Genomic DNA, 26484 nt, shown 5'->3' on the forward strand with positions numbered 1-26484 from the left:
AAAATTTTAGATGAGGAGGATGAGCATGCAAAAACTGCCGGAAGACTACGAGGCGGTCCTGCCGAAACTTTACATGCTGCATACCGATGAGAGAAGGAAAGAAGCAGAGTCCTATTTGATAATGAAACGGATGATCGATATCTTTTTTTCCGCTCTTGGTCTTCTCGTGTTAATGCCATTATTTGTTGTCGTGGCGATTCTGATCAAGCTGGAGGATCCGAAAGGAAAGGTGTTCTTTCGGCAAAACCGGGTTGGGAAGAATGAAAAGCAATTCCCGATGTATAAGTTCAGATCCATGGTCAGTAACGCTGAGGAGTTAAAAGAAAACCTGATGGCCTATAACGAAGTGAGCGGTGCCATGTTCAAGATTAAGAACGATCCGCGGATCACACAAATAGGGAGATTCCTGCGCAAGACGAGCATCGATGAGCTACCTCAGCTGTGGAATGTGCTGATAGGTCAAATGAGTCTGGTCGGTCCTCGTCCTCCGCTGCCAGAAGAGGTGGCTCAGTATACGGATTATGACAAACAGCGTTTGACGGTTACTCCAGGTTGTACCGGATATTGGCAAGTAAATGCCCGAAACAGTGTCGGCTTCGACGAAATGGTACAGCTGGACTTAACCTACATCCATATTCGGAGCACCATGCTGGATCTAAAAATCATTGCTAAAACCGGACTGATGTTACTCGGTTCAAAAGATGCTTATTAATAATGTGGAAATTAGGTGAATGCCGATGCGTGAATACGGAGACGTTCCTAAGCTTTCCATTATCATCTGTACCTACAACAGAGCACCTTTATTGATCAAGACGCTTCAGTCACTTTTAAAGCTGGATCACTTAGAGCAGGCGGAGATCATTGTTGTGGATAATTGTTCCAAGGATGATACTGAAGCTTGCGTCAAAAAGTTTATAGGAAAGCATGGAGCTGATGTGGATATCCGCTACATGATGGAGCCGATGCAGGGGCTTTCAGCGGCTAGAAATACAGGAATTCTGGCTTCCAAATCGCCGCTGATTGCCTTTCTCGATGATGATGCCATACCTTGCCAGCGTTGGATAACAACGATTGTCAGTACTTTCGAGAGTAAACCGGAGGTCATGGCTATGGGAGGCAAAATCGCTCCGATATTTGAAAGTAAACGTCCGGACTGGTTGATTAAACCCTTTGAGCTTCCGTACACGATTGTTGATTTAGGTAGCCGGATTAAGGAATATCCGAAGCAACTTCATCCTTGTGGGGCCAATATGGCGATGCGGAAGCTCGTATTCGACATCAGTCTTTTTCCCCTAGATCTCGGAAGAAAGGGTGATTCTCTGCTCTCTGGTGAAGAGACCTGGTTATTCGGACAGATTCAAAAAGAAGGGCATTCCATCCTCTACCATCCGGAAATGGCGGTTGACCATTTCGTTCCGGCGGCCCGTTTGACGGAAGACTGGATTATGAGGCGCTATTATAGCCAAGGTATCTCTAACGCTATGAAAAGCGAAGGACTAAAAGGCAAGCTGCTTCTAGTGGGAAAGACAGCCGCTAAGCTCGTGTATATCCTGGCTGATTCTATCCTCTCAAGAAGTAAAGGAAGAAGGCTTTTGAATAAATGCAGGCTGGAGAGTATTCGTGGAACGCTTCATATGATTCTCAATCGGGAGAGGCATTCCGCAGCGGGGTGAGGGATTAACATGACAAATTTTGAGTGGGGCTCCAAATTAAATGTTTTGCCATACGGGATGCTCTATCTCATGTCGGCCCTGTTCTTTGGAACGGCGGTCATCTACCAGCCGATGATTGCGATAGCTGCCGTGCTTCTGATAATTTTGCTGGGAATCTCGATTTCACGGCCTGAACTGATCAGTTATTTCGTTCTAATCACGACGGCAATATCGATTAACTTTTTATATGATGGCAGCATGTTCGGAATGGAGATACTGTCCCTTTATAAATTGGTTATCGTGATGCTGCTTGTTCCTTGTATTCTGGTCAATGGCTTGCGGTTTCGTCTGAGTCACCCCTTGTGGGCAATGGTAGCGCTGCTGGTGATTACCTTTGGGTCTTCGATCTGGCTGCCGGAAATGACCTCATCCATTGCAGTTAAAGCTTTTATCGGTCTATCCATTCCATTCGTATTTTTATTAATCAACTGGAAAAAGAATGTAGCCGAGCTGCAAATCAAAATTATCTGTATGCTTCCCCTTGTTAGTGTAGTGGTTGGTTTGTTGCTGCAGCTTGCGCATGTTCATAATTTTCTCAACATCGAGTATACAGGCGCTGTACGGATTCAGGGGGCTAATATTCCTGCGCATTTAGCGATGCTGGCCTTTATGGGAGTAGCGATTCCATTTATAGAGGTGAAGCGGAATCCGCAGCAAGCACGCTTTTTCTATATCATGTTAGTTCTAAATTTCTTTATCTTGATTGGAACAGGAACAAGAGGGCCTATATTGGCACTTGGACTTACCGTTCTCTATTACTTCTATGATATTCTCCGCCAATATTTGAAGGGCAGAACCTATCTGCTAATTCCGTTGATGGGTGCATTTTTCCTGATTATGGTCGCCGTTTTCTGGCAGCTCGATAATTTTGAGAAACGTTCCTTTGAGAGACAGACAGATACGGCTGTTGATTTATCAGGAAGGTCAGAGGCATGGGAGTATTTCTTAAACAAGGCTGCGGACTCTCCTTGGTCTGGTAGAGGGCTTGGAGCAGTGACGGTAGCAAATGATGGAACATTGTATAAGGGTTTTGTAGTTCCGCACAACGAGTATATCCGCTTTTACTTCGATGGGGGATATATTGGCGCTATTCTGTTGATGTTCTCTTTATTGGCTGTATTTATTCTGGTGTACAGAGCATTGGCTCCGCCGATCAAACCTTATTATCTGTTATTTATTGCAGCGTTTTTAATCTACTCATTCTCCGATAACACGCTGTCGACGGTCCAATTTATTATTCCGTTCTGTTGGTACCTGAACTGCCTGTATCGATCTTCACAGCCAACCGATTCCCCACAAAAAGAAGTGATACGATGAGTCAAGTGAATATGTTCGATGTCAATTTTGATAACTATGATTTCATGGATTTGCTTGATTACATTGATAAAACCATTCAGGAGAGGAATCAGTCTTATATCCTCACTTGCAATGTAGATCATGTGATCAAGCTTCGTAAGGATAAAGAATTTCAAACGGTATATTCGAAGGCAGGCGCAGTTGTTGCTGACGGAATGCCACTGATCTGGGCATCCAAAATGCTAGGCAAGCCGCTTAAGCAGAAGGTATCCGGCGCGGATCTATTTAATCGATTGGGCAACGCCTTTGAGCAAAGGAAGTACCGGCTGTTCTTCTTAGGCTCAGCTGAAGGCGTGGCGGAACGGGCAGCGATGAATTTGAAAACAGCACATCCCGGAATAAATGTGGTTGGCTGTTATTCTCCATCCTATGGATTCGAGCACAATGAGGAGGAGAATGAACGCATTATAGAAATGCTGACAGAGTGCCAGCCAGATATCGTGTTTGTTGGTGTAGGAGCACCTAAGCAGGAAAAGTGGATTTACCGCCACTATACCTCTTATCAAGCTCCGATATCGATCGGAGTGGGAGCGACCTTTGATTTTCTGTCAGGCTCAGTGAAACGAGCGCCTAGCTTCATGCAAAAAACAGGGTTCGAATGGTTCTGGCGGCTTAGCCAGGAGCCGGGCCGGCTCTGGAAAAGATATCTTGTGGACGATGCACAATTTCTACTTTTATTACTTAAGGAACTGCGTAAGCGGGATAAGGTGAAGGAAGGAGGCTTGGAATGAGTGTATTTACGCCCCCATCACTTAGGTTCATCAAGACAGTTGGATTAATAGGGGGGACTGCTGCTGTAGGTGTCTCTCTTCCGCTGATCATCGGCTTCTCCAGTGCGATGCTGAGTTCATCGAACAGTCTGCAGGGAGCCATTCTCTCAGCCATCCTATTCCCAGCTTTCTTGTTAGCTATACTTAGACCGAAAATGCTGGTTGCTTATACCTTGCTAATCTGGGCCGTAGCTCCAGAGCTGCGCCGCATTGCTGACTGGTCAGAAGGAGTGTATCACTCTGTATCCTTGCTGAGCTTAGCTCCCTTGTTAACCGGTGTAACCTTGATCATTCCGCTGCTGAAGGAGATTCATAATATTCAAAAAGCCTCCACGCGGATCATGTTAATGTTCGCAGTTGCGCTGGGTTATGGTGCTTTAATCGGTCTGGCTAAGAATGGCATGGGTTCAGTTTATGACTTAGCGAATTATATTGTGCCACTGCTGTTATTGCCGTACTTTGCCGTCACGAAGTTCAAGCCGAAGGATATCGATCGGTTGCTTACCGCTTTTGCCAATATTGCAGTCCTAGTAGCCATTTACGGGATTGTTCAGTATTTGACGGTGCCACCTTGGGATGTGTTCTGGATGAAACATGCGGATATGATGTCCATCGGAAATCCGTATCCATTGGAAATCCGAGTGTTCTCTACGCTGAATTCGCCCGGACCGGCTGCAACATTCTTAGCGTTTGCTTTAGTTCCGATGATACTGGAGAAAAAATGGCGGGGAACATTGCGCTGGATCGGCGTTCTGCTAGTTGTAATCTGCCTGCTGACTACTTTGGTACGTGCGGCATGGCTGATACTCCTGGTGATGCTGCTCATGTACATTGGAACCTCTCCTTCTAAGGGAAAGTGGAAAACCTTGATCCAATTAGTTTTTGTGGCTGCTGCGTTGTTCTGGGTTGTGCCGAAATTGCCTGGTGCCGAAGGACTGGTTGCTCGGGTAGAGACACTTTCTTCTGTTCAAGAAGATCACTCTTATAATGAACGGCTAAGCTTATGGCAAAACATGCTGCCGATGGTTGCCGCCAATCCAGTAGGTCAGGGAATTGGTAGTGTAGGCCAAGGGACTAAGCTTGGTAATGACGGCGAGCTTGGAGAGTACGGAATTATGGATAACGGAGTTATCGCTTTACTGCTTACCTTTGGTGTTCTGGGTGCTGTTTTCTTCTTCGGAGCTTTAGGCGCAGTTGTCAAACAGATATTCGCTAGAGTAATCAGCAGGGACCAATTGCAGCCCTACGCCCGACTTGCGTTAGCTACTTGGACCGGTGCGATTGTCAGTCTAGTTTCAGATAATGGGTTTCCCGGACTCAAGGGATACTTAATCTGGATGCTGATCGGTCTTGGCCTCAGCGCAAGGGAGATTACTCAAAGTAGAAGGAAGGGAACACCGTATGCAGCAGTTGAATGCAAAATCTCTCCCCGCTAGAACAATCTGGTCATCTTTTAGACTGTTCGCCAAGAGCAAGGACAACAGCTCGGCAGCCGTAAAAACTATGTTTGTCAGTGTCATGATCCTATTGATTAACATGTTAACTGGTGTACTGACCGCACGTTATCTTGGACCGACAGGTCGTGGGGAACAGACGGCAATGATTAACTGGTCACAGTTTCTGGCGTTTAGCATGAGCTTTGGCATTCCTTCAGCTCTCATCTATAACGCTAAGAAAAATCCGGAGGATGCCGGAGTGCTTTATCGTATGGCATTGCTGCTCGGTACCATTTTTGGAGTCATAGCGATGATTATAGGTATCGTGGTCTTGCCTTATTGGCTGAAATCCTTCAGTCCGGAGGTCGTGACCTTTGCTCAGTGGTCTATGATTCTGTGTCCGATTATAGTGATCTCTCAAATTAACAATGCAGCTTTTCAATTCAGAGGCGAATACAAGAGGTTTAATTGGATTCGCTATCTAGTGCCGTTGCTTACACTGACGATGATCGGGATATTGATCGCGCTGGATCAGATGAATCCATTTACAACTGCAGTTGCCTATCTTCTTCCGGGAGCGCCGCTGTTTATCGGAATGACGATTTCCTTGCTTCGTACCTATAAGGTGAAGATGAGAGGGGCCTATCAGAATTTAAAAAGATTGTTTACTTACGGACTTGGTTCCTACGGCAATGACTTGCTTGGCAATTTCTCTACCTATATCGATCAGATCGTAATTGCCGGTTTGTTAAGACCTGCTGATTTGGGGCTGTATGTAGTGGCTGTGAGTCTATCACGAATGGTTAATTTTTTCTCAAGCTCAATTACGATCGTGTTGTTTCCTAAGGCTTCTGAGCTGTCCAAAGAACAGGCAGTTGAGTTAACATTCAAAGCCTTCCGAATAAGTACGACCTTCACCATGCTTGGCGGAGTATTCCTGATGCTCTTAGCCCCTTTAGTAATTCCGTTGATGTACGGCAAAGACTTCAATGCGGCATTAACCGTGTTTCGCTTATTGCTCCTTGAAGTGACCATTAGCGGAGGGACGATCATTCTGGCGCAGGCCTTTATGGCGTTAGGCAAGCCAAAAGTGGTTTCGATGCTTCAAGGTTTCGGCTTACTTTTGGTTATCCCAATGTTGTTCCTGCTCATCCCTAAATTTGGCTTACTCGGAGCAGGAATAGCGATGTTGTCATCAGCAATCCTGCGATTTTTCTTCATTGTTCTCAATATAAAGTACACCTTAAAAGTTAAACTTCCGCGGCTGCTCATTACCCGGGAGGACATTCAGTGGATGAAGACGACGATGAATTCTTACATTCGCAAGAAACCTATGGATATGAATGGATAATGCGAAAGATAAAGGAGGAAACCTTCATGGATTCAGTAAAAAGCGTGGTAGGCGGCCAAGGCAATTATCCAATATCGGCTGTCATCATCGCTCAGGATGACGAAGTTCGAATATCTAAGGCCATACAATCCTGCAGGTTATTCGCCGACGAGGTGGTTGTGATTGACGGAGGCAGCAAAGACGGGACAGTACAGCTTTCTGAAAGCTTGAATTGTCGTGTATACGTCAACCCTTGGCCCGGATATGCGAAACAGAGGGAGTTCGGAGTAGAACGCGCGGTTCATGATTGGGTCTTCCTTATTGATACTGACGAAGTGGTCAGCGACGAGTTGGCCGCGAGTATTCTTGAACTGAAACCGGGGCTTATGGATCAATCGGTTGCCTATTCTATCTACCGGATCGGTGATTTTATGGGCAGATGGCTGGATCGTGGCGAATATCTAGTGCGCCTTTACAACCGCAAAGCGTATGGCATTCGAAATAGCTTGGTGCACGAGATGCCCGAGGTCTCTGAAGAGCGAACCATACGTTTGACAGGAACCCTCTGGCATTATGGTTACCGCAGTATTAACGATCATGTGGCACGTTTCAATAAGTACACTGACTTGGAAGCTGAAAGTGCGTATGCCAAGGGCAAACGATTTCGGGTCAGTCATCTGCTGTTAAGACCACCAGCCCGTTTCCTGCAAAAGTATTTCTTACACGGGTTGTTCAAGAAGGGAATGTCAGGTTTCGGAGTATCCGTATTCTGGGTCATGTATGAATTCATGGTCGGCTTCAAGCATTATGAATTAATTAGATCGGGAAAGCTGACTCAGCACAATGCGAAGACGAGTCAGACCGAGAAGGAGAATAAAGGAGAGAGAAGCTATGCCGTACAGTGACGGATTGAACATTATGACGACAGGCCTTAGCTGGCCGTCGCTACAGCCGGGTGGGCTTAACACGTATTTCAAATCCGTTTGCGAGCAACTCTCCTCACGTAATCGGGTGCATGCGCTGATTTGCAGTCAAGAGACGCCTGCTACCCCTGAGGAATTGATTATTCACAATGCCGGAGATCCAAAAGATGGGATCTGGAAACGTAAGGATGCTTTCCAGCGTAAGGCGGCCGATCTGATGGAAGAGGGCAGTGGCCGTATAGATATTTTATACACTCACTTTGCTCCTTATGGTATTGGTCCAGCCCTGGAAGCAAAGAAACGTGGGATTCCTGTAGTGATGACTTTTCATGGCCCATGGAATGAAGAAATGAAAATCGAAGGCCAAGGCATTAAGCACCGGGTCAAAACAACCATCGCCAAATCCATTGAACATAGAGCCTATAAGCTTGCGGATAAGTTCATCGTGCTTAGTGAGACGTTCCGCGATATTCTCCATAAGCTGCACGGAGTGCCACTACACAAAATTATTGTGATTCCAGGCGCAGCTAATGTGGAACGTTTTATCCCCGCTACGAATCGATTGGCGATTCGCCGAACCTTGAATTTACCTGAGGGAGCAACAACCGTGCTGACTGTCCGGCGGTTGGTCAATCGGATGGGACTACTCCAGCTGCTTGAAGCCTGGAAGCAAGTTGCGGAGCGATTCCCGAATGCAATTCTGCTGATTGGTGGTAAAGGGCCGTTGCGGGGGGAACTGGAAGAAAAGATCGCCGACTATGGCTTAAGCAACAAGGTAAGGCTGCTAGGCTACATTCCTGATCATGAACTGGCCTCTTATTATCAGGCAGCGGACATGTTCGTGGTTCCCTCACAGGCATTGGAGGGCTTTGGTTTGATTACCGTTGAAGCCTTATCTTCAGGATTGCCAGTGATGGCTACACCGATTGGCGGCAATAAGGAAATTTTGCAAGGCTTCCGGCCGGAGCTGCTATTTAAGAGTTCAAGTAGCGATCACATGGCTGAAGGCATGATCCATATGCTTAGCAATCGAAAACTGCTTCCGAGCCGGGATGAATGTAGGGAGCATGTACTGGAGAGATATACCTGGGAGCATGTTACGGATCAAGTAGAATCCGTGTTCCTACAAGCTTTAGGAGAGGAGGTGACCACGTAATGCTTAGAGTGGCCTATATAGATCACACTGCTAAATGGAGTGGTGGAGAAGTTGCCCTGTTTAACATCCTTACCCATATTGGAGAACAGATCGATCCCCTGGTAATCCTGGCTGAGGATGGTGCCCTGGCTGAACGGCTACGAGAAAAAGGGATGGATGTCCGTATTATTCCGCTGGATGAGAGCATCAGAAGTCGTGGTAGAAATGCAGTCAACTTGGGAGCACCTGCTGCAGCCTTCAAGCTGTTGGCTTATGGCCGCAAGCTTGCGCCGCTTTTAAAAGCGGAGAAGGTAGATTGCGTGCACACCAATTCCCTGAAATCTGCATTATACGGAGCCATCGCTGCAAAAATAGCGGGCGTTCCATTGATCTGGCACATCCGGGATCATATTGGAGCTCCTTATTTAAAGCCAATCGTTGCCAAAGGAATTCGTTTGCTGTCGCGTCTGCTCCCCAATGGAGTCATCGCAAATTCACATTCTACGCTGAATGCTTTGGAGCTGCCGCGTTCCAAAAAAACGCTGGTCGTATACTCCGCTTTTGCTAAAGCGATTGGTAATGGAATCGGTATGCGGGACCAGAAGGATTTTAACGTACTGCTAGTTGGTCGATTGGCGCATTGGAAAGGTCAGCATATTGTGCTGGAAGCCGCAAAAAGCTTTAAGAATGAACCTCGTGTGAAATTCTGGCTGGCCGGAGACGCTCTGTTTGGAGAAGAGGCCTATAAGCAGGAATTGCTGCAAAAGATAAAAAACGACGAGCTTACTAATGTAAGCATGCTAGGGCATGTGGATGATATCCAAGGCCTTATGAATACTGCTGATTTACTGATTCACACTTCGGTAACTCCTGAGCCTTTTGGCCAAGTTATCGTTGAAGGAATGGCAGCGGGATTGCCGGTGATCGCCTCCAATGAAGGCGGGCCGGTAGAAATTGTAGTTCAAGGTGAGACAGGGCTACTGATAGAGCCTGGTGACGCGGCGATACTGGCAGACTCCATTAAATGGATGCTGGATCACCCAGAGGAAAGACGGCGGATGGCGGACAATGGGATGAAACGAGTGAAAGAGCATTTTGTTATCGAGAATACGGTCAAGGACATCGTTGACTACTATAAAGGTTTGTTGGCGGGCACCTGACAGATGAGATGACGCGGTAATTCTGAAGATGATGCTCCATAAAACTTTGAGGATGATTCACATGAAAATTGCGATAGCGCACGATTACTTAATCCAAATGGGCGGCGCGGAAAGAGTGGTGGAAGTCTTTCATCACATGTATCCCGAGGCTCCAATCTACACAACGGTTTTTAACGGAAGCCGCCTTACTGACAATCTCAAAGATGCGGATATCCGTGCCTCCTGGCTGCAAAAGATTCCGGGGGTAAAGACCAATTTTAAAGGGGTGCTGCCACTTTATCCAATGGCCATCCGTGATTTGGACTTTCGCGGTTTCGATATCGTCCTGAGTTCCAGCAGTGCTTTTATGAAAAGTATTCAAGTTCCTAAACATACGTTTCATCTTTGTTACTGCCATACGCCTATGCGCTTCGCATGGGATTATGACACCTACATGGAACGTCAGTCGAATTCCGGGCTGTTCAAAAAAATGCTTAAGGTATACATGCAGCAGCTCAAAACGTGGGACCAACGGACTTCCAAAAATGTGAATCAGTTCGTAGCCAATTCTTCAGTAGTGAAGACGAGAATTCAGAATTATTATCACCGGGATGCAGATGTCATATTTCCACCGATTAATACAGCCCGGTTTACAAGCTCTTCTACCATTGGTGACTACTATTTAATTGTCTCCCGGCTTGTTTCCTACAAGCGGATTGATCTGGCAGTAGAGGCTTTCAATCGTAACGGTCTTAAGCTTTATATCGTAGGGGATGGACCGGATCGCAAGCGTCTCGAAGGCATGGCTAAGGATAATGTATCGTTTCTGGGCCGGCTAGAAGATGAACAAGTAACTGGAATGATGGCACAGTGTAGAGCATTTATTTTTCCAGGAGAAGAGGACTTTGGAATTACACCGCTGGAAGCGAACGCTGCAGGAAGACCGGTAATTGCTTATCAAGCAGGTGGGGCACTAGATACTATTATTCCTTATGTAAATGGTGTGTTCTTTCAGCATCAAGAAGTGGAGGATCTACTTAATGCTATTTATGAGGTAGAGTCCTACGCTTGGGATATCGATCAAATTATGGAGCACGCACGTAAATTCGATGAGCAGGCGTTTATGGTTAAGTTCAAGCAGTATGTTGAGCAGGCGTACGTCAATTTTCTAAAAGGAGGATGATTATATGAAGCTGACAGTAATCGGTACTGGGTATGTGGGTCTTGTATCTGGCGTGTGCTTTGCACTGGGCGGACATCATGTCATCTGTGTGGATAAGGACGAGGAAAAGATTAAAAAGCTGAAACAGATGGAATCGCCCATCTATGAGCCGGGAATCGAGGAACTGATTGAACTTAATCTTCGTGAGGAACGGTTATCTTTTTCTGCAGATCTTCAAGCGTCGGTGCGCCGTTCAGATATTATCATTCTTGCTGTAGGTACGCCATCATTGCCTAACGGTGAAGCAGACTTAACCTACATTGAGGGTGCAGCCGCTGAAATCGCCAAAGCGATGGAAGGGCACAAAATTATAATGACTAAATCTACAGTTCCAGTAGGAACAAATGAAAAAATCTCTCAAATGATCTCTAAGTATACCCAACATTCTTTTGATATCGTGTCTGCACCTGAGTTTTTACGTGAAGGGTCAGCGATTCGCGATACCCTCCATCCTGATAGAATTATCATTGGCCTTGATAATCCAGAGCTGGAACCAACGATGCGCGAGCTTCATAAGGGTTTCACAGAAAATGTATTTGTAACAGATATACGCAGTGCTGAAATGATCAAATATGCTTCGAATGCATTTTTGGCCACGAAGATTTCCTTTATTAATGAGATCGCCAATATTTGTGAAAAAGTGGGAGCTGATGTAACCGAGGTAGCACAAGGAATGGGTATGGACCAAAGAATCGGGTCATCCTTCCTGCAGGCTGGTATCGGTTATGGAGGCTCCTGTTTCCCGAAAGACACTAATGCGCTCATTCAAATTGCGGGCAACGTCGATTACGAATTCAAATTATTGAAATCTGTAGTCGAAGTGAACAAGGGACAACGGTTTATGATCATCTCCAAGCTGCATGAATCACTTGGCAGCCTGCGCGGTTCGACAATTGGGATATGGGGGCTTGCTTTTAAGCCTAACACTGATGATGTCCGCGAAGCTCCAGCCAGAGAGATTGTTGAGGCACTGGTGGCTGAAGGGGCAACAGTCAAACTATATGATCCAATCGCAGCTACAAATTTCAGGCAGCAATACGATCATCCGCAGCTTCGCTGGTGCAATCTGCCAGAGGAGGCGGCTGAGGGCAGCGATGCCGTATGCCTCTTGACCGATTGGAGCCTACTGAAGGACATTGATCTGCATCAGCTGGCGAAAAGCATGCGCAATGGGGTGCTGATTGATGGACGCAACGTGTATTCCAAGGAGCAAATCGAGGGTACCGGCCTCGTTTATCATTCTGTCGGTCGCCCGCAGATGGGTGGATTGAGCGGTTATTCTGCTAGTGTAGCTGGAGCGGTTTAATCTAAGTTATATTGATTGAACATGTGTTTTTTCTATTTAGGGATGAGCCGTGACTCCAGAGAATGTTTGGACTTCCAGCCGCTGTTGTCTGCAGATTTCCTGATTTTAACCGCTGATAGCGGTAGAAATCCGCAGACAAAGGCGGACGCTATCGCTCTTACAGTTCCAAAATTCCCCTCCGTCACTCCGTTCCCTTATCTTAAGTTTCTAAGCAATTTATAAAGTTAGGTACTCTGATTATATACCGCAGTAGCATTTGTAGTTGTCATTGTCTCTGTCTCTGTGGTGGCAACTAGTCTTGCTCTTGTAGTTGCAGTTGTTCTTGCAGTTGTTCTTGCAGTTGCAGCTGCCTCCCCCGGAGCAGAAGCAAATCTTTAGAAAAACGTGCTTGCTTCCGGCTGGTACAGCCCGGTACGCACGGATCAAGTATTAAGAAGAAGTTGGTTAGGTTAAGAACGGAAAGGGAATTTGGAATTGTAGAAACGGAGTGTTCGCCCGAAAGATTTCCGTAGGAAAGCTAGCTTCAAAAGCATATGCTATCCTCGGATTTCTACCGCGAGAAGCGGTTCAATCAGGAAATCTGAGGATAACAGCGATCGGAAGTCCAAAATCCCTTGGAGTGGTTTCTACCTAACAAATTTTTTTAGTGCATCCGCTCGAAATAAGGCTAAGTGGAAGCTGACGTTTTGATAACAATTCAAATATGCTCGATTTCCATAATTCAAGGAGGGTTCATTCTATGAAAATGGTACTTCTATCAGGCGGTTCAGGTAAACGGTTATGGCCGTTGTCCAACGACTCACGTTCAAAGCAATTTCTAAAGGTACTTGAAAGCCCTCAAGGTGAACCAGAATCCATGGTACAACGTGTCTGGAGACAGCTGGAGGAAGCAGGGATGGCAGAATCATCTTATCTGGCCACCGGCCGTGGCCAAGTAGAAATGATACAAAGCCAACTGGGAAGTCATGTGCCGATTATCGTTGAACCGGAGCGTCGGGATACTTTTCCGGCTATCGCCTTAACAGCTACCTATCTTTATTCAGTGGCAGGTGTTTCTCCAGCGGAGACGGTAGCAATATTGCCTGTTGACCCTTATGTAGAAGCATCTTTTTTCGATACCATAGCTATGCTTGAGGGGACCATGCTGGAAAGTGGAGCAAATCTGGCTCTAATGGGTGTTGTTCCTGAACATGCCTCAGAGAAATACGGATATATTATTCCTACCACCGAAGAGGCGGGGGAAAATGGTTTTATGAAGGTGAGTCACTTTCAAGAGAAACCTGACCGCATACAAGCAGAACAGCTCATCGAGCAAAATGCCTTGTGGAATTGCGGAGTGTTTGCCTTCCGCTTAGGGTACTTGTTAGATATTTTGCAGCGTAAAGGGTTGCCTTTAGGATATGAAGAATTGCAGAAGCAGTATAAGCTATTGTCTTCCATCAGTTTTGATTATGAAGTGGTGGAGAAAGAAGAACATATTGTGGTGCAGCCGTATGATGGATTCTGGAAGGATCTTGGAACGTGGAATACGCTGACAGAGGAAATGAGCAGCAAGCATGTAGGAAAAGGTTTTGTGACGGCGGATTCTGAGGGGACTTGCTTGATTAATGAGCTGGACATTCCGATTACGGTAATTGGTGCGAAGGATCTGATCATTGCGGCTAGCCCGGATGGGATTCTAGTTACCCATAAAGCTGAGAGCCCACGGATTAAAGAAGTGCTGAAGACCTTTGAACAAAGACCGATGTACGAGGAACGCCGTTGGGGTCATTACAAAGTTATTGATTATGTGAAATATGATGAAGGCAATGAAGTGCTGACCAAACGGATTTTTATATCCGAGGGGAATAATATCAGCTATCAATTACATCGCAAGCGTAGTGAAATTTGGACAATCGTCAGCGGCGAAGCAAGTATTGTGCTGAATGAGAAAAAACATAATGTGAAGGCTGGGGACGTGGTACGTATACCGGAAGGAACGAAGCACGCGATCCTTGCTTTGACGGATGTTGAGTTTATAGAGGTACAGACGGGGTCTGAATTAGTAGAAGAAGATAACATACGTATTACTTTAGACTGGAATGATATAGAACTACAACAATTCATTTCATAGGTCTAACCTATCTATTTAACCAATTCAAAATTTCTTGAAACAGGTAAATTGACTCAATTATCAAAAAAAGTCATAAAAACACTTAATATATCATTAATTGTCGTCGATACTTACGGTAAGAGAGATTATTTCTCTTAAATTGAAAAGGCAAACCTATCGAAAGGTAGGGACGCAAAGCTATAGGGCCTTCGAAAGAGTGGCAGCCTGGCTACCGAAAGGGAGATTATTTTGAAAGCTTACCGTACGTATCGATTGTTTGGTGCATTTCTGTCACTCGTCCTGTTTCTGACTGCACTTCCGCTTGCTGTTGGAATTTCGCCGTCTGTTGTCATAGCTGCTTCAAATTCTGGAACGCCAGTTACCCCAGGTGCCTCACCTGAAGCCGTAAAGCTGCTTAACTATTTTTACTCGATCTCAGGAAAAGGTATTATTGCCGGTCAACATGACTATTTAGAAAGTCCAGATGAAATTAACAATATGCTGAAGGGAACCAGCGGACAATATGCGGCTCTTCACGGTTATGAAATGGGTGCGATCAGTGGCCAGTCCGAAGCAACGATGGCTTGGCAACGTCAAAGTGTGGTGAACAGCGCCATCAACTGGAATAAAGCGGGCGGGATCGTAGCTATGACTTTTCATGCTAACCTGCCGGGCACCTCTTATGACTGGGATAATGTGAAAAAAACACTTAGCCAGAGTGAGTTCGATAGTTACGTTACACCGGGTACCAAGCAATATAACAATCTGATCGCTGAGCTTGATAAGGTGGCCGTCTCTTTAAAAAGCTTGCGCGATGCCAACGTTCCGGTGCTTTGGAGACCCTATCATGAAATGAACGGGAACTGGTTCTGGTGGGGGAAGAAAAATAACTTTTCTAAACTATGGAATATTATGTATGACCGTTTTGTTAACGTTCATAAATTAAATAATTTGTTATGGGTATGGAGTCCGAATGCTCCCAATGTTTGGTCAGATCCTTATGCGCTAACTTATCCAGGTGCTGATAAAGTAGATATTCTGGCAGCAGATATATACGAAAATGATTACCAGCAAAAATACTATGACAGCTTATTGAGTCTAGCCGCAGGCAAACCGATTGCGATCGGGGAAAATGGTGAAATGCCTAATCTGGAGAAGCTTCAGCAATCGCAAAATAAATGGACGTATATGATGAGCTGGGGAAAAATGCTTTACGAGAATAACAGTGCAGACACAATCAAAACATTTATGAATAGCAACTATACCCTGACCAGAGATAAATTAAATACTGGTCTGGCACCGACACCTAGCGCCGCACCAGCGCCGGCACCTTCCGAAGAAGAGGGGGAGGCAGCAATTCCTCTCGCGAAGGGGCTTGCAGGAGAGTATTACAACAACATGCAGTTGTCGGGAGCAGCAGCTCTTAACAGAACTGATGCAATAATCGATTTCAATTGGCGGCAAGGCTCGCCGGATGCCGCCCTCGGGATTGATCGGTTCTCCATACGTTGGAGCGGTAAAATCAAGCCATTATATAATGAGCAATATACATTTTACACTACCTCAGATGATGGTATCCGTGTCTGGGTGAATGGGGAATCCGTGATTGATAGTTGGACTAAGCAAAGTGGTACTGAGCGTAAGGGCACTATAACGCTGAAGGCTGGCCAGCTATATGATATCAAGGTGGAGTATTACGAGAATGAAGGCGATGCGAGAGTCCGCTTGATGTGGGAAAGTGCTAGTCAAGCTAAAGAGACAGTTCCAGCAAGTGCACTTTTTCTTCCGGATGTCTCCTGATTGATGAAAATTAAAGGTCGATCCTTAGTGGCTCTGCGTTATTGCAGAGCTACTAAGCTATAGTCCTCATTAGGTCAGAAGACGATTGTCCGATAACAGGTATGTTTTTAACACCTGTGGAGGCAGTACAGCTACCGAAAGGAGGATTTATTTGCGTAAATATTATAAGAAAAACAGATTGTTGTTTACTATGTTACCGGTGTTTATTATTTTTTCCTTGCTGCCTTGGGGAGAGGTTAAAAGTCTTCCGAAGGCTATGAGTGTTTCTTCCTCTCTACCTCCGGCTATACCAAGCAATCCTTCGGCTTCTGAAGAAGCCAAGCAACTGCTGAGTAATTTGGTAAATCTACGTGGCAAAGGGATCTTGTCCGGCCAGCATGATTATCTAGAAAGTCCAGATGAACTGGTTCATAAGCTGAAGAATACTTCGGGACAAAATGCTGTTCTACATGGTTATGAATTAGGGGCGATTAATAATCAATCCGAAGAGACGATCGCAGAACAGCGGCAAGCTGTTATAGACAGTGCAATTGAATGGCATCAAGAGGGTGGCATTGTAGCCATGACCTTCCATCAGAGTTTACCGGGAACCTCTCCAGAGTGGTCCAATGTAAACAGAAGTCTCAGTCAAGAGAAATTTAATGCTTATGTTACACCTGGGACAGCTCAGTATAAGAAGCTAATCTCAGATCTAGACGAGGTTGCTGGATATTTGGGTCAGCTGCGTGATGCCGGAGTTCCGGTCTTATGGCGACCTTACCATGAAATGAATGGTGGTTGGTTTTGGTGGGGGAAAAAGGACAATTTTTCAGAGCTGTGGAGTATTGTCTATGATCGTTTTGTAAACACACACAAGCTAAATAATCTACTGTGGGTGTGGAATCCGAATGCGCCGAATGAATGGTCAGATCCATATGCTGCATATTATCCCGGTGGGGATAAACTCGATGTTCTGGCTGCGGATATCTACAATAACGATTATAAACAGTCCTACTATGAGGATCTGCTCGCATTGGCCGAGGGTAAACCTATCGGAATCGGGGAGAGTGGGCAACTGCCGAACCCGGATGTATTAACTGAGAAACAAAATAAATGGGTCTATATGATGACCTGGGGAAAATTACTGACAGAAAATAATACGCTACAGTCAATTAAAAGCTTTATGAAAGACTCGTTTATAGTATCAAGAGAGGACTATGTTCTCACAACAGGAGGTCCTTCGATAGCACCCGTAACTCCGATAACCCTAACGGGTTTAACTGGAGAATACTATAACAATACTGATTTAGAGGGAGAAGCGGTACTTATCCGCAATGACCGTAAGATTGATTTTAATTGGCATGGCGGGTCTCCTGCCTCAGAGATAAATGAAGATCACTTTTCTGTACGCTGGAAAGGGAAACTCAAACCCAAATTCAGTGAAAAATATACGATTTCGGCATCCTCTGATGATGGAGTCCGTGTCTGGATTGACGGAAAGCTGATCATCGACAATTGGAAAAATCAAAGTGCAACCCTTCATAAAGGAAGTATCCCGCTCACAGCCGGAACGCTTTATGATATCCAAATTGAATATTATGAGAATGAAGGAGATGCCAATCTTCGTTTGCTATGGGAGAGTTCCCGCCAGAAGCAGCAGGTAATTCCACAAGGGGCATTGTTCCTTCCTTAATCTAATGAAATGATAGGGTAAGACATTCCGGAAGAAAGAGAGGACCTATGGATGGGAATAACGAGGAGAATATCTAATAGAAAAAATAAGATATCTGCAAACAAACCATTACTGTTATTACTAAAATTCGCCGCATTAACCGTCTTGTTTCTGTTGTCTGTCTCTGTCTTCGGAACGAATAGGACAAACGATTATAAGGTAGGTGCCAATATACCGAGACTATCTGCAGGAACTGATGCTGCAGCAGAAATACCGGATGGTACTGTGATCTGGAATCTGGGACAACATGATGGCTCAGCAGCTGAATTCGCTGCGAGTGGCACTTCTGGCAGCAAGAAGGAATTTAATGTTACTTCTTCGGTGCTCAAATCATCGGCTCTTCAGAGCTTGCCTGCAGGCTTGAATGGAAAGACCCAGCCGGAATTAACGATCACCTATCAGCTAAATAAGATCCCGGAGAATGGGGTCTTATTTAGCGTAGGTATTCTGGATGCTTATAAATCCGTGCCGCAAATGAGTGTGTTCTCCAATCATCAATTGTCGGGGATCATTCAAATTGCGGGCGTTGCTGGCACAGAAAGCGAATATAACTTTCAAAAGACCTATGAATTATATATTCCCAAGGAGCAATTGAAGATAGGAACGAATGAATTGAAGCTGCAAACGGTTCGCTGTTTATATTGCAGTGACAAAGAAGACGAATATTCCTGGTGGACTTGGGATAATCTCCGTTTAGAATCTCTTAACGCTCCAATTTCTGAGCCTATCCATGGCAGCTATACACTGACGGGAACAGTAGTGAATAATAAACAATTTTATTTCGATGAAGGTGCAGTTACGCACTTGCCTTATGTTATCAAATGGCTAGGGATGGCTTATAGCGGGAATGTGATGCGTACTAGCTGTGCCAGTGATGTCGGGAGATCCTGCTCGGATATGATGGAATATTACAAGGTATTGCAGGATTACAACATGCAGGCGGTTGCTTTGTATTTGCATACTGGTGATATTAAGCTTAAGGCAGATGGATCGTTGCCTGCTGACGCGGAGAAAAAGCTGACAGATTATTTTGAGCAATATAGCCCCTATTTTCAATATTATGAGGTAGATAATGAGCCGGGATTATTCAATCGTTCTAAGGCAGTGAACCTGGCGATTGCGGACTGGCTGAATAAAAAGGGCAAGCAAATCGCGCCCCATTTACAAACTGTTGCTCCGGGCTGGGCATATTGGCCGAGCTACAGTGAGGATTCTTGCGGTAATCAGAAGGGAACTGGGAAGGAATGTGGAGATCCGGATGGCTGGGAACGTGATCCAGAGCAACGTATGGAGCTGGAGAAGGTTACGGATTTGACCAATGGACATTCCTACGGCGACTCTTATATTTTTAGTAATGGAGGAAGCTTTACTGAGAATTTGAAGACCTTCACTGGTGCAGACAATGGACTCGGCAAAAAAATGCTGACCACTGAATTTGGTACCTCGGACAGTCATGTGGATGCCTATCAATACGGGGCAACGGAGCGGACAGCGGCTGTATTCGACCGGATCATGCGTGCACATATTGGTTATGCGGATATGTTTGTGCAGCATGCTGCTTTTTTTAAGGATTTCAGTTTATTCAAATACGGGTTTAATTTAGAAGAGCATGATCCGGCGACCACAGAGATTTATTATACAAAAGAAAATGAGGATTCACGTGTCAGCATCATGAGAAGGCTCAGTCTTGCCTATGCTACACATGGAGCTCCGCTAACTTATCAAATTGCCAACAAAGATGTGTTAGCCGACAAGCTGGTATATGTTCGGGCCGTGGATACTTCTACATTGAAGCCTCTTGCGGGAAGCGGAGCGACCTCAAATAAGGTGCTGGTTAATTTCGTTAACTTTGAATCTACTCCACAAACTGTGAGTGTAAATGTGACTATGCCGAAAAACGGGGTGTATGAAGGGGAACGTTTTGGAAACGGGGATACGTATGAAAAAGCAAGAAGTTATGTAACAGGTAAAAAGGCTACTCCTACGTTAACCTTTACGGAGACCCTTGCTCCAGGTGAGGCTGTTCAGTATATTATGCAGCCTTCCTCTGAAGTAAAGCCGTCGGCACCTAAAGGATTCAAAGCCGCAGCAACAAAAGGTTTAGCTGTAAAATTAAATTGGTTGGAGGCACCAGGAGCAAGCTATGAGCTGCTTCGCGCTGAAGGTAGCGGCGGGGAAATGAAGGTGGTGGCCACCGATGTGAAGCTTACAGAATATACGGATCATAATTTACGTGAAGGGACGTTATATACCTACGCGGTAAGGGTATCCGGCTCTAATTTACTGTCCGATAAAGTTCAGATTACAGCCACTGGACTGGTTCCTCTGGATCGTACTAAATGGAAGGTATCCTCAAATGTGAATACGGCAGCATCAGCTCCTAGTCTGGCTATCGATGGGGATCGGCGCACGCGCTGGGATACGGGAAAACATCAGGTTTCCGGTGAGTATTTTCAGATTGATCTGGGTGAAGCACATGAAATTGAAAGAATAGATTTGGATAGCACGTTATCACCGTTTGATTATCCAAGAGACTATGTAGTCTATATTTCTGACGATGCTCAAAACTGGAAAAAACTCACGTCTGGAAAAGGTACGAAAGAGCTTACTAAGATATCCTTTTCTAAAGTGAAGACGAGGTATGTCAAAATTGTACAGAATGGAGCGGCCGGGAATTATTGGTCTATTCAAGAGTTACAGGTGTACTCCAGAGAATAAGCAATTATTTGAATTTATATAACTGTTAATAGAGCATACTAAATAACCTCAGCGGGATCATTCTCCCGCTGAGGTTATTTTTGTGCTTTAAATAAAATGGAGGCCTGACATATAAGGTAAAGGGATTGCCTCTGATTCCCCCAAGGAATCAGAGGTGCGAAGCGGGCTCGCTGGATCAAACAGCAGCGAGATCAGCTCCTTGTCGTCGTCCACAGACGACAAGTCGAGGCTACGCTTGCGGCATACTTCCGTCTGCCGCAAAAGCGCTTCCCGGTCTGCGATGCAGACCGTCCCGCTGTTCGCGCCGGCGCTTAAGGAGGCGCCGGCGTCCCGCAGAAGCGCGAGCAGGCTGCGCTCCTGCCACGGCACAGGCACTTGCAGCGTGCCAACGCCGCCGCACAGAGCCGCCTTGGCCAGCAACGCCGCTACCGCTTGCGGCTGGCCGGCCCATTCCACCGCCGTCGCTGGGCTCGGCGCCGGCACATCCGCCGCGGGCACAGCCATCGCGGCGAACCCCTCGATGCTGCCGTCCCGCACGGCTACGAGTGAGCGCTGGGACAAGCCCAGCACACCCGCGTAAGCCTCGGCATCCAGCAGCAGCGCCAGCTCACCCGGACTGTACACCTGTCCGGCTTCGCGTTCATTCAGCAGCCGGTTGACGGCGAAGAAGTCGCCCGGCTGCATTGGCCGCAGCGTCCATTCTTCCCCTGCTGCGGCAGCAAGTGCGTGAGCCGAGCTTGCGTTCAGCTCGGCCAATTGCGTACCGCCGAACGGTACGCATCCCGCTCGGGTATACAGCGAGCGGTCACCCGAGACAAAGATAAGCGATGCGCCGGCATTCGCAGCATGGGTCTGGCATAGCTGTAGAAGCTGACCGGCTAGTCCCTGTCCGCGATAAGCAGGATCTGTGCAAACCGCGCCGATGGAGAACACGTTCAGGAGAGCTTCTCCAGTGCGGATCGTGGAGGGCACTAATCCCATAAAAGCAGCGATGTTACCGTCTTCGGCAACGGCTGCATAAGAGTGAGTGTAACCAGGGCTAAAAATCAGCGGAAACAGCTCTTTCATAGAAGTGTCGCCAGCTTTACGAAAGATGGAATGGGCTAGAAGAGCGGCTTGCTCCAGCTCCGCAGGTTTAATTAATCTCAATTGCATATACAGTCAGCCTCCTTATATGTAAATACGAGTAGGGTAGAAAGGAATTATTTTAAGTATAAGCCCCAGCGGATGAAATCTTCAATCCTGCTTATATTATTCAATGTCTCAAAAGGAGGTGGATAAGGGTAATAACGTACATAAATAAGGAAGCTTATATTTTAAGCTAGAAGCGAAAGGGAAGTGAATAAACGGTGACCCAACTTGCAGATAATATCATATTATTGCTGGCAGCTATCTTACTTGTAGGTGTGTTTTCCACCAAATTCTCCACTAAATTTGGAATGCCAGCTCTAGTGCTTTTCCTTGCTGCGGGGATGGTACTGAGTCAATTTATCTTTTTTAACAATGCTTCCTTAACACAAATGGCCGGGATTTTTGCGCTGGTTGTTATCTTGTTCGAAGGTGGGATGCAGACTAGTATTAAGGATATCAAGCCTATTATTCGGCCGGCATTATCCTTATCCACGGTAGGCGTATTGTTAACGACAGCTATCGTTGGGGTGTTCGCTAAGCTGATTCTTGAGGTGTCATGGGCAGAAAGTTTTCTGTTCGGAGCTATCGTGGGTTCGACTGATGCGGCTGCGGTCTTTTCGGTATTAGGCGGTAAGAATATTGACAAACGACTGACCTCGACACTCGAAGCGGAATCAGGCAGCAACGATCCTATGGCGGTATTTTTGACAGTATCGCTGATCGAATGGATTCAGCATCCGGATATGGCGATATGGGGACTTGTGCTGTCCTTTATATGGGAGATGGCAGTTGGTTTGGTGATAGGGATTGTACTTGGTAAAGTCGCAGTATATCTTATCAATCGAATTAACCTGGATTCTACGGGACTTTACCCGGTATTGGCAATTGGATTTGCTGTCCTAACCTACGGCTTATCTGCACTCGTTCATAGCAGCGGCTTGCTGGCTGTCTATGTAATGGGTCTTACCCTTGGCAATTCCGAGCTGATGTATCATCGAACCATTATGAATTTTAGTCATGGCTTTGCTTGGATGATGCAAATATTTATGTTTATATTGCTGGGTCTACTGGTATTTCCACAGGAGCTGGCAGAGGTGGCTTGGCAAGGTATATTGCTGTCCGTCATTCTGATGGTTGTGGCAAGGCCAATAGGAGTGTTTATAAGCTTGCTCTTTTCCAGATTCTCTATTCGTGAAAAAACACTAATTTCTTGGGCCGGCCTGCGCGGAGCCGTTCCAATTGTGCTGGCAACCTATCCGTTGCTAGCTAATCTTCCCCACGGCCGACTGTTCTTCAATGTGGTATTCTTCGTCGTGCTGACCTCAGCAGTGATTCAAGGAACAAGCATTTCACCGCTGGCTTCCCGGTTGAAGCTGGTGGGGCAAGAGGATTCAGCACAGCCATCCCTGATGGAGCTGGTCGCCCTTGGCAAGACGGATTCCGAGTTCAACCACATAGGAATTGAACCTTACATGCCCATTGCCGGGCAGAAAATCTCCGATATCGGACTGCCAGATGATATCTTATTTACTGCTATTATCCGGAATAAAAGCATTGTCACCCCCCATGGCAGTACCGTCATTGAGCCAGGGGATACTGTATATGTCTTAAGTCCAAAGAGCAAACGCGATGAGATGAGGGCTTTTTTCCGGAGTCAGAAAGGGAAGACGGCGGAGGAAAATATATCTTTGATTTAAGTCTAGAAAGAGGACGTTATCCAGAGTGTGACAGAGATAATAGGCGTTATAACAAAAGTTATGCTAGAATCGGCAACATGCAAATCTTCAGAGTGGTTGCAAAAAGCAAAAGGATGTGTTAAATTGTATATAGATTTAGAACGAGTCTAAATACAATATAATAAATTAACCATAGGAGGTTTTATTAATGAGTACACAACTAAAGAGCCAAACTGAACTGCACGCTGCTTTGAACCGCCAGACCGCGAACTGGTTCCTGCTTGGGGTAAAGCTTCATCATTATCACTGGTATGTTAGCGGATCCCAATTCTTCACGCTGCATGAGAAGTTTGAAGAACTCTACAATGAAGCTGCTGGTTATGCAGATGATTTGGCTGAGCGCCTGCTTGCTATTGGTGGACAACCTGCCTCCTCTATGAAACAATATCTGGAGCTTTCCGATTTACAGGAAGCTCGTGGCGGCGAAGATGCCAAGGGTATGGTAATGGAGCTGGTTAGAGACTTTACAACTGTTTCTAAAGAACTGCAAGCTGCGATTGCTACTGCAGAAGAACTGGCTGATCAACCCACTGCGGATCTGCTGATTGGTATTAGAAGCAGCATTGAGAAACATGCTTGGATGTTGAATGCTTTTATCGCCTAAGACAACAGTCTTATAAAGGATAGAACCACAAAGAGCGCCTGCGTATAGGATACGCAGGCGCTCTTTATTTTGCTGGTGGTTTTACTTCTGAACACAACTATTTAATAAACACACCCCCGAAGGGGACTACCTCGCGTAGAAATCGTTTAACAATTCCATCATCGTTATTATCTCTTTCGAATCGGCGGTTCTGACGTCCTGCCTGAAACAGCACAGGCCCGTGACCTGTCATCTTCCAGTGATAGCTCATATGCTGGCTAGCCAAATGATTGCCGTAAACGGTAAGCTCCAGCTTGGCATTCTCAGGGTAAGCAATAATGCTGCCTGCATCGACATAAAGGGGGTTGGTTGGATGCAGTACAGCTTCACAGACCGTACCCTCCGTCAGTATGCCGATCATGCCATTGCCCGAAAATTTCACCTTTACAATATCCCGTGTAACGAGCACATTCTTCATGCTTAGCACTCGGGTCTCCAGTGAAATACCTATACTGTAGAAGAAGAGATGCTTAAAGTCGTACAGCAGATCGCTTTTGCCATCGAGCTGCAGGATTTTTATGCGATAGCCTGGTGGAAGGGCTGCAATGAAATGGCACGGGCCAGCCATGTCGGAACGAATCAACTTTCGCTTGCGGTATATGCCTTTCACATCCATAAATCTGTCTGCTCGTCCTGAGGAAGGACCTTGATAAGCGATGATTTGCTGTGGATGCAGGACATGAACCTCTTCCTTCTTTCCAAGGGTGAAGGCTACGGCTTGTCCGCTCCCACTGTCGCTTTCATCTTGGATATCGATGTTCATAGTTCATCTCCCTCATGCTGTGACTGTTATCTTCAATAAATACGTAAGACTAACGCAGACGGTCGCCTTTTCGCGAACGGTGAAGCATGCTGAAACGAATGAAACGAATCAGTATAAAATAACCTAGGATTAGTCCAATCCCTGTAAAAATAGTCACTTTGATTTTATGATAATATTCTTCGCGTGCCGTCCGGTCATTTTTTAATTCATCAACCATCTGTGTCAGTTGGCGATTCTGTTCCTGCAGGTTTTCGTTCTGTATCCGGTAAGCTTCTATCTCTTGCGTGGTATTCGCGAGCTTATCTTTTGCCTGCTGAAGCTCTTCAGCGGTTTGCTGAAAACCTTCCTTTAATTCATTCACTTCGTTTGGCAGCTCGGAGAAATTTTTAACTCCATTATAGATATCACTGAATATATTAGCTTTTGCTACAGGAGCTGGCAGGCATACAGTAAGCGTCAGCAAGAACAGGAGCGAATATAACAGCTGTAGATATGCTCGGGATTTATGTTGCTTCATCTATATAATCACCACCCAATTTAGGCTTGTAGTTCTTTTATTTTAACACAGCTTGACAGCTTCTGACAGCGTACGCCATGGGACTGGTAATGCTTATAATGAAAGTAATTTTTACCTCCTTAAGGTTTTCGTTTACTCATTATTAAACACGATCAGTCCGTGATTATCTCGATTGAGAAGAGGTACTATTTATCGTATACTTTGGACGAAAGGGGCTGCTGTCGATTGAACAAATGGCTTAAAACAATATTGCTTCTGATCGGATCTGCTTTTTTGACCAGACTGATCCCATTTTCATCTTTGTTTCGGAATTTAGACACGATGATTCATGAATTTGGTCATGCGCTGATGACCTTGTTGCTGTCTGGTAGTGTGCTGAGGATTGAATTATACGAAGATCATAGCGGTGTAACCTATTCAGCTATTCAAGAAGGGGGTAAGGCAATATTAGTTTCCCTCTCAGGTTATCTGCTAGCCTCCTTATTTGCACTTCTGCTCTTCTATTTATACAGTAAAGGACGCCATGATTGGGGCCTTATCTTAGCTACGGGTGTGGCGTTGATTATGCTCCTGCTATACGTACGAGGAAGCTTTGGCATGATGTGGTTGGGCGGATTTATTGCGCTAAATATTCTAATGCTGGTGGGTTGGAAGAAGGCCAGTAAATATTATTATTTGTTATTGGCCTTTTTAACCTTGGAGGAGTCTGTAATGGGAAGTTTATTTCTGGTATACGCGGCTGCTGTATCCCCGACCCGTGCAGGAGATGCCAGTAATCTGGCAAGAATGACCCCCATACCCGCAATATTTTGGGCCACACTGTTTTTTATATTTTCTCTGTTGTGTGCCAAATGGGCACTGGGACTATTTTTCAAGCGAGAGCGAATGCAGACTAAATTAGGGAGTCGATGAGAAAAAAACATAAAATTTTCGTCATAAAAAGACAAAAGGGGTTGTTTTTACAAGAGTCAGTCTACTAAGCATGTAGAATGACTCTTTTTTTGTCGATAATATAGAACCGAACATACATTCCATGACATGGAT

The 26484-nt window shown here is 45.7% G+C and carries 21 protein-coding genes and 1 riboswitch; of the genes, 18 read left to right on the top strand and 3 right to left on the bottom strand.

All coding sequences use genetic code 11. From position 1 onward, the window contains the following. Positions 1–19: 19 nt before the first annotated feature. From NYE58_RS05170 to NYE58_RS05240, 15 genes are all read left to right on the top strand, one after another. The gene (locus tag NYE58_RS05170; RefSeq protein ID WP_076129267.1) at positions 20–712 is read left to right on the top strand and encodes a sugar transferase; all 693 of its coding nucleotides are present in this window, start codon (positions 20–22) and stop codon (positions 710–712) included. A gap of 25 nt (positions 713–737) precedes the next feature. Next, on the top strand, positions 738–1673 hold the full coding sequence (locus NYE58_RS05175) for a glycosyltransferase (RefSeq protein ID WP_036676610.1): 936 nt from the start codon (positions 738–740) through the stop codon (positions 1671–1673). 9 nt (positions 1674–1682) lie between these two features. Beyond that, positions 1683–3029, top strand: a complete 1347-nt coding sequence (locus tag NYE58_RS05180) for an O-antigen ligase family protein (protein ID WP_036676609.1) — start codon at positions 1683–1685, stop codon at positions 3027–3029. After that, complete coding sequence (locus NYE58_RS05185) at positions 3026–3799, top strand: WecB/TagA/CpsF family glycosyltransferase (protein WP_036676606.1); 774 nt, start codon at positions 3026–3028, stop codon at positions 3797–3799. The genes NYE58_RS05180 and NYE58_RS05185 overlap by 4 nt, the downstream gene beginning before the upstream one ends. After that, positions 3796–5274, top strand: coding sequence for an O-antigen ligase family protein (locus NYE58_RS05190; protein ID WP_076129265.1), 1479 nt, complete (start codon positions 3796–3798; stop codon positions 5272–5274). Before NYE58_RS05185 ends, NYE58_RS05190 begins: the two co-directional genes overlap by 4 nt. Next, positions 5240–6625: an oligosaccharide flippase family protein gene (locus NYE58_RS05195; protein WP_076129264.1), complete on the top strand. Its 1386-nt coding sequence runs from the start codon at positions 5240–5242 to the stop codon at positions 6623–6625. The genes NYE58_RS05190 and NYE58_RS05195 overlap by 35 nt, the downstream gene beginning before the upstream one ends. A gap of 26 nt (positions 6626–6651) precedes the next feature. Further along, positions 6652–7509 carry a glycosyltransferase family 2 protein gene (locus NYE58_RS05200; protein ID WP_038568901.1) on the top strand — a complete coding sequence of 286 codons (858 nt, stop codon included), beginning with the start codon at positions 6652–6654 and terminating at the stop codon, positions 7507–7509. Next, positions 7496–8683 carry a glycosyltransferase family 4 protein gene (locus tag NYE58_RS05205; RefSeq protein ID WP_341001240.1) on the top strand — a complete coding sequence of 396 codons (1188 nt, stop codon included), beginning with the start codon at positions 7496–7498 and terminating at the stop codon, positions 8681–8683. Before NYE58_RS05200 ends, NYE58_RS05205 begins: the two co-directional genes overlap by 14 nt. After that, complete coding sequence (locus NYE58_RS05210; RefSeq protein WP_036676593.1) at positions 8683–9822, top strand: glycosyltransferase family 4 protein; 1140 nt, start codon at positions 8683–8685, stop codon at positions 9820–9822. Before NYE58_RS05205 ends, NYE58_RS05210 begins: the two co-directional genes overlap by 1 nt. Positions 9823–9883: 61 nt before the next feature. Beyond that, positions 9884–10984, top strand: coding sequence for a glycosyltransferase (locus NYE58_RS05215; protein WP_341001242.1), 1101 nt, complete (start codon positions 9884–9886; stop codon positions 10982–10984). Between the two features lie 4 nt (positions 10985–10988). Beyond that, the gene (locus NYE58_RS05220; RefSeq protein ID WP_076129263.1) at positions 10989–12329 is read left to right on the top strand and encodes a UDP-glucose dehydrogenase family protein; all 1341 of its coding nucleotides are present in this window, start codon (positions 10989–10991) and stop codon (positions 12327–12329) included. Between the two features lie 739 nt (positions 12330–13068). Continuing rightward, the gene (locus NYE58_RS05225) at positions 13069–14442 is read left to right on the top strand and encodes a sugar phosphate nucleotidyltransferase (RefSeq protein ID WP_076129262.1); all 1374 of its coding nucleotides are present in this window, start codon (positions 13069–13071) and stop codon (positions 14440–14442) included. A gap of 136 nt (positions 14443–14578) precedes the next feature. After that, a riboswitch (cyclic di-GMP riboswitch) is annotated at positions 14579–14658 on the top strand. Between the two features lie 12 nt (positions 14659–14670). Then, positions 14671–16221 carry a glycosyl hydrolase gene (locus tag NYE58_RS05230; protein ID WP_341001243.1) on the top strand — a complete coding sequence of 517 codons (1551 nt, stop codon included), beginning with the start codon at positions 14671–14673 and terminating at the stop codon, positions 16219–16221. A gap of 151 nt (positions 16222–16372) precedes the next feature. Then, entirely contained in the window at positions 16373–17893 is a 1521-nt protein-coding gene (locus NYE58_RS05235) for a glycosyl hydrolase (RefSeq protein ID WP_256721818.1), read from the top strand. 51 nt (positions 17894–17944) lie between these two features. After that, positions 17945–20650 carry a discoidin domain-containing protein gene (locus tag NYE58_RS05240; RefSeq protein WP_341001244.1) on the top strand — a complete coding sequence of 902 codons (2706 nt, stop codon included), beginning with the start codon at positions 17945–17947 and terminating at the stop codon, positions 20648–20650. A gap of 87 nt (positions 20651–20737) precedes the next feature. Here NYE58_RS05240 and NYE58_RS05245 read toward each other — a convergent pair whose 3' ends face one another. Next, positions 20738–21805: a GNAT family N-acetyltransferase gene (locus NYE58_RS05245; protein ID WP_341001245.1), complete on the bottom strand. Its 1068-nt coding sequence runs from the start codon at positions 21803–21805 to the stop codon at positions 20738–20740. A 194-nt stretch (positions 21806–21999) separates the two neighbouring features. On the opposite strand from NYE58_RS05245, the gene NYE58_RS05250 reads away from it, so the two are divergent. Both NYE58_RS05250 and NYE58_RS05255 read left to right on the top strand, forming a co-directional pair. Continuing rightward, positions 22000–23478, top strand: a complete 1479-nt coding sequence (locus NYE58_RS05250) for a potassium/proton antiporter (protein WP_341001246.1) — start codon at positions 22000–22002, stop codon at positions 23476–23478. Positions 23479–23665: 187 nt separating this feature from the next. Further along, on the top strand, positions 23666–24121 hold the full coding sequence (locus NYE58_RS05255) for a Dps family protein (protein WP_036676579.1): 456 nt from the start codon (positions 23666–23668) through the stop codon (positions 24119–24121). A gap of 97 nt (positions 24122–24218) precedes the next feature. Here the strand turns inward: NYE58_RS05255 and NYE58_RS05260 are convergent, their stop codons facing one another. Further along, complete coding sequence (locus NYE58_RS05260) at positions 24219–24923, bottom strand: AIM24 family protein (protein WP_076276836.1); 705 nt, start codon at positions 24921–24923, stop codon at positions 24219–24221. 49 nt (positions 24924–24972) lie between these two features. Then, the gene (locus NYE58_RS05265; protein ID WP_076276837.1) at positions 24973–25440 is read right to left on the bottom strand and encodes a hypothetical protein; all 468 of its coding nucleotides are present in this window, start codon (positions 25438–25440) and stop codon (positions 24973–24975) included. 225 nt (positions 25441–25665) lie between these two features. On the opposite strand from NYE58_RS05265, the gene NYE58_RS05270 reads away from it, so the two are divergent. Continuing rightward, positions 25666–26352, top strand: a complete 687-nt coding sequence (locus NYE58_RS05270; RefSeq protein WP_341001247.1) for a M50 family metallopeptidase — start codon at positions 25666–25668, stop codon at positions 26350–26352. The last annotated feature ends 132 nt before the right edge of the window (positions 26353–26484 follow it).

It is taken from the genome of Paenibacillus sp. FSL L8-0708 (genome assembly GCF_038009325.1).
GTDB lineage: Bacteria > Bacillota > Bacilli > Paenibacillales > Paenibacillaceae > Paenibacillus_AQ > Paenibacillus_AQ odorifer.